General features: G+C 70.7%; 7 protein-coding genes. All 7 read left to right on the top strand.

Going from position 1 to position 9038, the window contains the following annotated elements; all coding sequences use genetic code 11:
- The first annotated feature begins 415 nt into the window (after nucleotides 1-415).
- The gene (locus NFR93_RS12310) at nucleotides 416-1438 is read left to right on the top strand and encodes a LacI family DNA-binding transcriptional regulator (RefSeq protein WP_251453578.1); all 1023 of its coding nucleotides are present in this window, start codon (nucleotides 416-418) and stop codon (nucleotides 1436-1438) included.
- Nucleotides 1439-1502: 64 nt separating this feature from the next.
- Nucleotides 1503-3167, top strand: a complete 1665-nt coding sequence (locus NFR93_RS12305; RefSeq protein WP_251453577.1) for an ABC transporter substrate-binding protein — start codon at nucleotides 1503-1505, stop codon at nucleotides 3165-3167.
- Between the two features lie 185 nt (nucleotides 3168-3352).
- Complete coding sequence (locus NFR93_RS12300; protein ID WP_251453576.1) at nucleotides 3353-4330, top strand: ABC transporter permease; 978 nt, start codon at nucleotides 3353-3355, stop codon at nucleotides 4328-4330.
- Nucleotides 4331-4342: 12 nt separating this feature from the next.
- Nucleotides 4343-5392 carry an ABC transporter permease gene (locus NFR93_RS12295; RefSeq protein WP_251453575.1) on the top strand — a complete coding sequence of 350 codons (1050 nt, stop codon included), beginning with the start codon at nucleotides 4343-4345 and terminating at the stop codon, nucleotides 5390-5392.
- On the top strand, nucleotides 5389-6303 hold the full coding sequence (locus NFR93_RS12290) for an ABC transporter ATP-binding protein (protein WP_251453574.1): 915 nt from the start codon (nucleotides 5389-5391) through the stop codon (nucleotides 6301-6303). Before NFR93_RS12295 ends, NFR93_RS12290 begins: the two co-directional genes overlap by 4 nt.
- Nucleotides 6300-7394, top strand: coding sequence for an ATP-binding cassette domain-containing protein (locus NFR93_RS12285; RefSeq protein ID WP_251453573.1), 1095 nt, complete (start codon nucleotides 6300-6302; stop codon nucleotides 7392-7394). The genes NFR93_RS12290 and NFR93_RS12285 overlap by 4 nt, the downstream gene beginning before the upstream one ends.
- Nucleotides 7391-8977, top strand: coding sequence for a glycoside hydrolase family 32 protein (locus NFR93_RS12280; protein ID WP_251453572.1), 1587 nt, complete (start codon nucleotides 7391-7393; stop codon nucleotides 8975-8977). Before NFR93_RS12285 ends, NFR93_RS12280 begins: the two co-directional genes overlap by 4 nt.
- Nucleotides 8978-9038 lie beyond the last annotated feature (61 nt).

The following is a 9038-nucleotide window of genomic DNA, read 5'->3' as shown; positions in this document are numbered from 1 at the left end:
CGCTTCCTGGACCGTTGACCGCAGATACCGCCAACCGGGTTGCGTCGCGGGTGGATGCTGCGCCCGCAGTGGGCGCACTTTGTCGCTTCCTGGACCGTTGACCGCAGATGCCGCCAACCGGGTTGCGTCATGGGTGGATGCTGCCCGCAGTGGGCGCACTTTGTCGCTTCCTGGACCGTTGACCGCAGATACCGCCAACCGGGTTGCGTCGCGGGTGGATGCTGCGCCCGCAGTGGGCGCACTTTGTCGCTTCCTGGACCGTTGACCGCAGATGCCGCCAACCGGGTTGCGCCACATGCGCCTGTCCCCGGAGCGGATCGCTGGACACAACTCTCACTTGACCCGTTTGCCTAACACGGGTTAGCATCGTGACACCCACCACCTAACACGAGTTAGCACCACCAAGGATTCCGCAATGTCGCGTCAGACCCCGCACCGCCGCCCCGTGACGATGAAAGACGTCGCCGCGGCAGCCGGGGTCTCGCGCACCGCGGTCTCGCTCGTGCTCAACGACCGGCGGTCGGTCACGCTCGCCGACGACACCCGCGACCGCGTGCTGGCCGCGGCGGCCGAGCTCGGCTACCGGCCCAACGCCGGCGCCCGCGCCCTCGCCCAGCAGCGCAGCGACTGGTACGGCCTCGTCACCGAGATCGTCACCGCCCCGTTCGCCGTCGACATCATCAAGGGCGCTCAGGACCGCGCGCTCCTGAGCGACAAGCACCTGCTGATCGCCTCGACCGAGTCCGACCCGGATGCCGAGAACGCGGCCATCGAGCGCCTTCTCGAGCAGCGGGTCGAAGGCATCATCTACGCCACGACGTGGCATCGCCCGGTCGTCGTCCCCGAGCTCGCGCGCGAGGTGCCGACGGTGCTCGTGAACTGCTTCGACGCCGAGGGGCGCTTCCCCGCGGTGGTCCCCGACGAGCGCACGGGCGGACGCCGGGCGACCGAACGGCTGCTCGCGGCCGGCCACCGGCGCATCGGATTCGTCAACCTCGACCCCGACATCCCCGCGGCCGTAGGGCGGCGCCAGGGATATCACGAGGCTCTGCGGGATGCCGGCATCCGCATCGACGAAGCCTTGGAGCTGTCGGGGCACGCCACCGCCGACGGCGGTTTCACCGCGGCCGAGGCGCTGCTCGACCTCGCCGACCCGCCCACCGCGCTGTTCTGCGCGAACGATCGCATGGCCATGGGCGCCTACGACGCGATCAAAGAACGGGGTCTGAAGATCCCCCACGACGTCGCCGTCATCGGATTCGACAATCAGGAGCTCATCGCGGCCTACCTGAGACCCGGTCTGACGACGGTCGCACTGCCCTTCGATGAGATGGGCGCCCGCGGTGTGGACATCCTCGCCGCGATCACGGCGGGCCAGCCGACCGACACGAGAACCGTGACGGTCGACTGCCCGCTCCTCGAACGCTCGTCCGTGTGACTGGACATCTCAAGACGAGCGCGACCCTTCGGCTTCAACGAAGAAGAAAGGAACAGCACCAATCATGGCACTGCACACCAGGGCGGCACGACTGTGCGCGCTCGCAGCTGTCGGCGCGCTTGCGCTGACCGGCTGCGCCGGCGGCGGAGGAGAGACCGCCTCGAGCGACCTCGACGGCTCGCAGCTTCTGACCATCCCGCGGGAGGACATGGGGACGTTCGACCAGAACTTCAACCCCTTCGCCAACCCGGACTTCCCGATGACGCATCAGGCGATCTACGAGTCGATGCTCATCTTCAACCCGGCCGACGGCTCGACCACCCCCTGGCTGGCGACCGAGTGGGAGGTCGCCGAGGACGGCTCGGGCATCACCTACACCCTGCGCGAAGACGTGCAGTGGTCGGACGGCGAGGACTTCACCGCCGAAGACGTGGTGGTCTCGTTCGACCTGCAGCGTGAGATCCGCGGCGGGTTCGACTACATCGACACCGTCACCGCGGTCGACGACTTCACGGTCGAGTTCGACTTCTCCGAGCCGTTCTCGCCGGCGCTGCTCGACATCGGCCAGCAGATCATCGCGCCCGCGCACGTGTGGAGCGAGGTCGAGGACCCGACGACGTTCGCCAACGAGGAGCCGGTCGGCACCGGTCCGTACACCGAGGTGTCCAACTTCCAGGCGCAGTCGTTCGATCTGCTGCGCAACCCCGAGTACTGGCAGCCGGACAAGCAGAAGATCGAGGGCATCCGGATGCTGGCCTTCGCCGGCAACGACGGAGCGAACCTCGCCGCCGCGAACGGCGATGTCGACTGGGCGCCGCAGTTCATCCCGAACATCGACGAGGCCTACGTCGCGAAGGACCCCGAGAACCGGTTCTACTGGTTCCCGCCCACGGGCTCGATGATCAACTGGCAGTTCAACACCACCAAGGCGCCGTTCGACGACCCGAACGTGCGCAAGGCGCTGTCGATGGCCGTCGACCGCGAGCAGGTGACCGAGATCGGGATGCAGGGCTACACCGGTCCCGCCGACTGCACCGGCCTCTCGGGCGCCTACGACTCGTGGCGCGACGACGCGGTGGCGGGCGACTGCGACTGGACCGAGCGCGACCTCGAGGCCGCCGGCGCGCTGCTCGACGAGGCGGGCATCACCCTCGGCGACGACGGCACGCGGATGCTGCCCGACGGCACCCCGTTCGCGTTCGACTTCTCGGTCGGCTCGACCTCGAGCGACTGGGTCTCGGTGGGCAACGTCATCTCGCAGAACCTCGCCGACCTCGGCGTGACCGTCACCGTCGCCGCACGCGACTGGGGCGACGTCGTCGCCGGGTACGAGAACGGCGACTTCGACTCCGGCATCGTGTGGAGCGCGGGAGCGCCGACGCCGTACCAGTTCTATCGCGGCGTCATGTCGACCGAGACGGTGAAGCCGGTCGGCGAGCAGACGTTCGAGAACTACCACCGGTACGGCAGCCCCGATGCGGACGCCCTGCTGGACGCGTTCGCCGCGGCATCCGATGAAGCCGAGCAGCAGCGCATCATGGGCGAGCTTCAGGCGCTGTTCGCCGACGCCGCGCCGGTCGCGCCGCTGTTCCCCGGCCCTGAGTGGGGTGCGGCGAGCAACGAGCGCTTCACCGGCTGGCCGAGCGAGGACGACCCGTACGCGACCCTGTCGGTCCGTGCCCGCACCGCGGTGCTGATCCTCACGTCGCTCGAGCCCGTCCAGGGCTGATCCCGCCGGCTTCGCCCGGGCCGCGTGCGCACGCGCCCCCTGCGTGCGTGATTCCCACGCACGGATGTGCAGCGTGCGCACGCGTCCCCGAGGCCAAGCCCCAGCCCCCCGACACACCCGCCCCCGCCCCCACCCCGACACACCGCCCCGCCCCGCCACCCGCCCCGCCCTCGAGGAGGACCCCCATGGGCTACATCGTCCGACGACTCGGCTTCTACCTCGCCGCGTTCTGGGTCTCGATCACCCTCAACTTCATGCTCCCGCGCCTCATGCCCGGCGACCCGGTCTCGCGCATGGTCGCGCGGCTGCAGGGCGAGATCCGCCCCGACCAGATCGACGCGCTGCGCCGTTCGTTCGGCCTCGACGACGCGCCGCTGTGGGAACAGTACTTCCGCTACCTGGGGCAGATCTTCACCGGCGACATGGGCTTCTCCATCTCGCGGTTCCCGACCCCGGTGACCGACGTCATCTCGGCCCAGATCGGCTGGACCGTGCTGCTCGGCCTCAGCTCGCTCATCATCGCCGTGCTGATCGGCAACCTGCTCGGCATCCTCGCCGCATGGCGGCGCGGCGGCATCCTCGATTCGGTCCTGCCGCCGGTGCTGATCTTCATCGGCTCGTTCCCGTACTTCTGGCTCGCGATGGGCGCCCTATGGCTCTTCGGCGTCACCCTGGGCTGGTTCCCGCTGCGGCACGCCTTCGCGGTCGGCTCGACCCCGGAGTTCTCCCTCGCCTTCCTCGGCGACGTCGCGTACCACCTCGTCCTGCCGGCCACCTCGATCGTGCTGGTGTCGATCGGGGGCTGGATGCTGGGCATGCGCAACACGATGATCGCGACCAACTCCGAGGACTACATCGTGATGGCCGAGGCCAAGGGCCTGCGCCGCAATCGCATCATGCTGGGCTACGCGGCCCGCAACGCCATGCTCCCGTCGGTGACCGCCTTCGGCATGTCGCTCGGTTTCATCGTCGGCGGAGCCCTCCTCACCGAGGTCGTCTTCGCCTACCCTGGCGTCGGCTACCAGCTGCTGCAGGCGGTGTCGAACCTCGACTACCCGCTCATGCAGGGCCTGTTCCTCACGATCACCACGGCGGTGCTCATCGCGAACTTCGCCGTCGACGTCGTCTACGTCCGCCTCGACCCGCGCGTGCGCGTCAGCTGAGAGGTCTTCACCATGTCACTCGCACAGGACCCCCGCGCCATGGCCGAGCTCGATCTCGGCGTCGCGCCCGACGGGGCGCCCGGCAGCCATCGGGATGCCGCGCCCGCAGCCGCCCGCCGCCCGCGGCGCGCTCGCAGCGGACTGATCCACGGCCTGCTCTCGAACGCCAAGGCGGTCACGGGCCTGATCATTCTGGCGGTGTTCACCCTGGTGGCGCTGCTGGCGCCGGTGATCGCCCCCGGCGACCCCACCCTCATCCAGGGCCTCGGCGCGCAGCCGCCCTCGGCCGAGCACTGGTTCGGCACGACCGCGAAGGGGCAGGACGTGTTCGCCCTGAACGTGTGGGGATCGCGCTCGTCGCTGTTCGTCGGCTTCGTCGTCGGCATCGCCTCGACCTTCGTCGGCCTGCTCGTCGGGCTGGCGTCGGCGTACTTCGGACGCGCTGTCGACAACCTCCTGTCGCTCGTGACGAACGTCTTCCTGCTGCTGCCGGGACTGCCGCTCCTGGTGATCCTCGCCGCGTTCCTGCCGCAGGGCCTCGGCACGGTCATCATCGTGCTCGTCATCACCGGGTGGGCGGGGTCGGCGCGCGTGCTGCGCTCGCAGGCGCTGTCGATCCGCGGCAAGGACTTCGTCGCTGCCGCCCAGGTCACCGGGGAGCGGGGCGTGCGCATCATGTTCCGCGAGATCCTCCCCAACATGGCCTCGATCGTGATGTCGACGCTGCTGGCCTGCGTCATCTTCGGCATCGGCGCGCAGGCGGGCCTGGAGTTCCTCGGCCTCGGCGACATCTCCACGATCAGCTGGGGCACGAACCTCTACTGGGCCAGCAACGACGGCGCCCTCCTCACCGGGGCCTGGTGGGTGTTCATCCCGCCGGGCGTGTGCATCGCGCTCGTGGCGTTCGCGCTCGCCCTGGTCAACTACGGCGTCGACGAGACCACGAACCCGCGCCTGCGGCGTCCGCGCCGGCGCACGTCGCCCGACGAGCCCACGCCCGTCGCGGCATCCGTGACCGGCGCCGCCGGCGCGACCGAGACCCGGAAGGGGGCCCGCCGATGAGCGCGCTGCTCGAGATCCGCGACCTCACGGTCGAGTACGTCACCGAGGCCCGCACCGTCCGCGCCGTCGACGGGGTGAGCTTCACCGTCGGCGAGGGCGAGGTGTTCGGCTTGGCGGGGGAGTCGGGGTGCGGCAAGTCCACAATCGCGAACGCGATCCTGCGGCTGCTGCGCGACCCGGCCGTCATCGCCGGCGGCTCGGTCCGCTTCCGCGACACCGACGTGCTTGCCCTCGACGCCGACGAGCTGCGCGCCTTCCGCTGGCGGCAGGTCGCGATGGTGTTCCAGAGCGCGATGAACTCGCTCAACCCGGTGATGACCATCGGCGACCAGATCGCCGACATCTTCACCACGCATGAGCGGATGCCGCACAAGCAGGCTCTCGCGCGGGCGGCCGAGCTGCTCGACCTCGTCGGCATCCCCCGGGACCGTCTGCGTTCGTACCCGCACCAGCTGTCGGGTGGGATGCGCCAGCGTGTGGTCATCGCGATGGCGACGGCGCTGCGCCCGCCGCTGCTCATCCTCGACGAGCCGACGACGGCGCTCGACGTCGTCGTGCAGCAGGAGATCATGGCGCAGATCAAGGACCTGCAGCGCGAGCTCGGCTTCGCGGTGCTGTTCATCACCCATGACATGTCGCTCATGGTCGAGCTGTCCGACCGCATGGCGGTGATGTACGCCGGCCGGTTCGTCGAGACCGCCTCCGCACGCACCGTGTTCGCCGACCCCCGGCATCCGTACACCCGGGCGCTGATGAACGCGTTCCCGCCCCTGACCGGTCCGCGCACGAGGCTGCGCGGGCTCGGCGAGGGCGTCCGATTCCGCCGCATCCCCGACCTGGAGCAGGTCGCGGCGGGCCACTTCGTCGCGCCGGTCGGCGCCGACGACCTGCAGACGGCGGTGATGTCATGACCCTGACCGAATCCTCCGACGCGCGCACCGGCACCACCGTGCTGAGCGTGCGCGGACTCACGAAGACGTTCGCGACCGGCGGGCTGTTCTCGCGCGGACGCGTGCGCGCCCTCGGCGGGGTCGACCTCGACATCGCCCACGGCGAGATCGTCGCGCTCGTCGGCGAGTCCGGCAGCGGCAAGTCGACCCTCGCGCGGTGCCTGGCCCGCCTCGAGCAGCCGACCGGCGGCACGTTCGCCTTCGAAGGTCGCGACATGCTCCGTGCCGAGCCGCGCGGAGCCAGCCGGCGGTACCGCTCTGCGGTGCAGATGATCTTCCAGGACCCCTTCGGCTCCCTCAATCCCGCGCACCGGGTCGGGCACTTCCTCGAGCGACCGCTCACGGTCCACGGGGTCGTCGGCCGCGGTCGCGACGCGATGGAGGAGGCGAAGCGGCGCCTGATGGCCAAGGTCGACCTGCCGGCGGAGCTGCTCGAGCGCTACCCGCACGAGCTGTCGGGCGGACAGCGCCAGCGCATCGCGATCGCGCGGGCGCTCGCGGTCGGTCCACGGCTGATGCTCGCCGACGAGCCCACCTCGATGCTCGACGTCTCGGTGCGGATCGGGGTGCTGAACCTCATGCGCACGCTGTGCGAGGAGCAGGGCATCTCGATGCTCTACATCACCCACGACCTCGCCTCGGCGCGATATCTCGCCGATCGCATCGTCGTGATGTACGCCGGCGAGTTCGTCGAGGGCGGCGAGGCGCTTCAGCTGCTCGCCAACCCCGCCCACCCCTACACGCGGCTGCTCATCTCGGCCGTGCCCGACCCCACGCGCACCGAGGGCTTCGACCCGGTAGAGCGCGCGCGGCTGCGCCGCGAGGTGCTGCATCCGACCGGGTGCGCCTACGAAGGACAGACCGACACGGCGTGCGCGACCGACCGCGCCGTCTTCCACCGTCTCAGCGACCAGCCCGAGCACTGGGTGCGCTGCGGCCGGTACGCCCCGCCCGCCGACGCTCCCGGCACCGCCCTGCAGCGCAGCGTGGAGGCCGAGCAGGGCACCCGCACCGGCACCGACATCGACACCGACACGGAGAACCCCGCATGACCCTCATCGACGACTCGCGCGCCGGACTCACCACCGCGGCGCTCGCCGCGCGCGCCGCCGCCGACCCGCACCGCCCGGGGTTCCACTTCGTCGCCCCGGCCGGCTGGCTCAACGACCCGAACGGCCTCTCGCACCGCGGCGGCGAGTACCACCTCTTCTACCAGTTCAACCCCGAACGGCCGGTGCACCACCGCATCCAGTGGGGTCACGCCGTGAGCACCGACCTGGTGACGTGGCGCGACCTGCCCGTGGCGCTCGAGCCGAGTACCGGTCCCGACGTCGACGGGTGCTGGTCGGGCGTGCTCGTCACCGACGACGCGGGCGTGTCGCACCTGATGTACTCGGGGCGGCACGACGGACGCGAGCTGCCGTGCCTGGCGACCGGAAGTGCCGACCTGACGACCTGGACGAAGGATCCCGCGAACCCCGTCATCGCGTCGCCGCCTCCGGGGCTCGATGTCGTGGCGTTCCGCGACCACTGCGTGTGGCGAGAAGGCGGTCGCTGGCGGCAGATCGTCGGGTCCGGCATCCGAGGGGTGGGCGGCACGGCGCTGCTGTACGAATCCGACGACCTGCGCTCGTGGACCTATGTCGGCGAACTGCTCACCGGCGATGCGCGCACCGGGTCTCCCGGGGCTCCCGACTGGACGGGCACGATGTGGGAGTGCGTCGACCTCTTCACCGTGCCCGGCGCCGGCGACGTGCTGGTGTTCTCGGCGTGGAACGACGGTGAGACCCTGCATCCGCTCTACTGGTCGGGTCGGTACGAGGGCGATCGCTTCATCCCCGAGGCGCTTCACCGGCTGGATCTCGGCGGCCGCTTCTTCTACGCGCCGCAGTCGATGCTCGATGAGTCCGGCCGGCGCATCATGTTCGGCTGGATGCAGGAGGGTCGATCGGATGCCGCCACCGGCGACGCGGGCTGGTCCGGTGTCATGTCGCTGCCCCGCGTCGTCACCGCCCGTGCGGCCGGGGCGGGTTCCGGCGGCGGGCTGCACCAGGAGCCGGCACCCGAGGTGGACGCCCTGCGTCGCGACCTGCTGTTCGACGGGGATGCGACCTCCGCCGCGGGCGTCGTCGGGGGCGATCAGCTCGACCTCGAGCTCGACGTCGATCTGCCCGACGGCGGCGGACTCGCGCTGACGGTGCGAGCAACTCCGGACGGCGCCGAGGGAACGGTCTACCGCCTCGCGCGCTCCGGCGACGAGGTGACGCTCGACCTCGACCGGTCGCGGTCGAGCCTCGACGGCACGGTCGACGTCGCACCGCTCGGCGGTGTCGTTGCGGACGGTGTCTCGACGGCGGGTGGTGTCTCGACGGGCGGTGGCATCGAAGGCCACGCGGTCGAGGACGATGCCGGGGTGGTCCCGCCGGCGGGTGCGTCGGGCGCGGCGGCCGCGGGTCGCGGCATCCGTCTTCGGGTTCTCGTCGACCACTCGACCCTCGAGGCCTTCGCCGACGGTGTCCCGCTGGCGGCGCGGGTGTACCCCACGCGAGCCGATGCGCTCGGTGTGCACGCGGCCGTCTCGGGCGGCGCAACGGCGACCCTGCGCGCGTGGCGTATGGCGACGGTCACCCGCTAGCACCTTTGCCGCCGGTCGGTCCGCCGCCCGGTTCCCGGCGGCACACGGTCGACCCGCCGGC

This window comes from Microbacterium sp. Marseille-Q6648 (assembly GCF_943181415.1).
In the GTDB taxonomy this organism is placed as follows: domain Bacteria; phylum Actinomycetota; class Actinomycetes; order Actinomycetales; family Microbacteriaceae; genus Microbacterium.
Note: the sequence above shows the minus strand (reverse complement) of the source record. Positions and strands in the feature narration are given on the sequence as shown.

Excerpts from the sequence above, each read along its gene's own strand:
- NFR93_RS12285 (WP_251453573.1), top strand. The coding sequence starts at position 6,300 with ATGACCCTGACCGAATCCTCCGACGCGCGCACCGGCACCACCGTGCTG.
- NFR93_RS12300 (WP_251453576.1), top strand. The coding sequence starts at position 3,353 with ATGGGCTACATCGTCCGACGACTCGGCTTCTACCTCGCCGCGTTCTGG.
- NFR93_RS12310 (WP_251453578.1), top strand. The coding sequence starts at position 416 with ATGTCGCGTCAGACCCCGCACCGCCGCCCCGTGACGATGAAAGACGTC.
- NFR93_RS12295 (WP_251453575.1), top strand. The coding sequence starts at position 4,343 with ATGTCACTCGCACAGGACCCCCGCGCCATGGCCGAGCTCGATCTCGGC.
- NFR93_RS12280 (WP_251453572.1), top strand. The coding sequence starts at position 7,391 with ATGACCCTCATCGACGACTCGCGCGCCGGACTCACCACCGCGGCGCTC.
- NFR93_RS12290 (WP_251453574.1), top strand. The coding sequence starts at position 5,389 with ATGAGCGCGCTGCTCGAGATCCGCGACCTCACGGTCGAGTACGTCACC.
- NFR93_RS12305 (WP_251453577.1), top strand. The coding sequence starts at position 1,503 with ATGGCACTGCACACCAGGGCGGCACGACTGTGCGCGCTCGCAGCTGTC.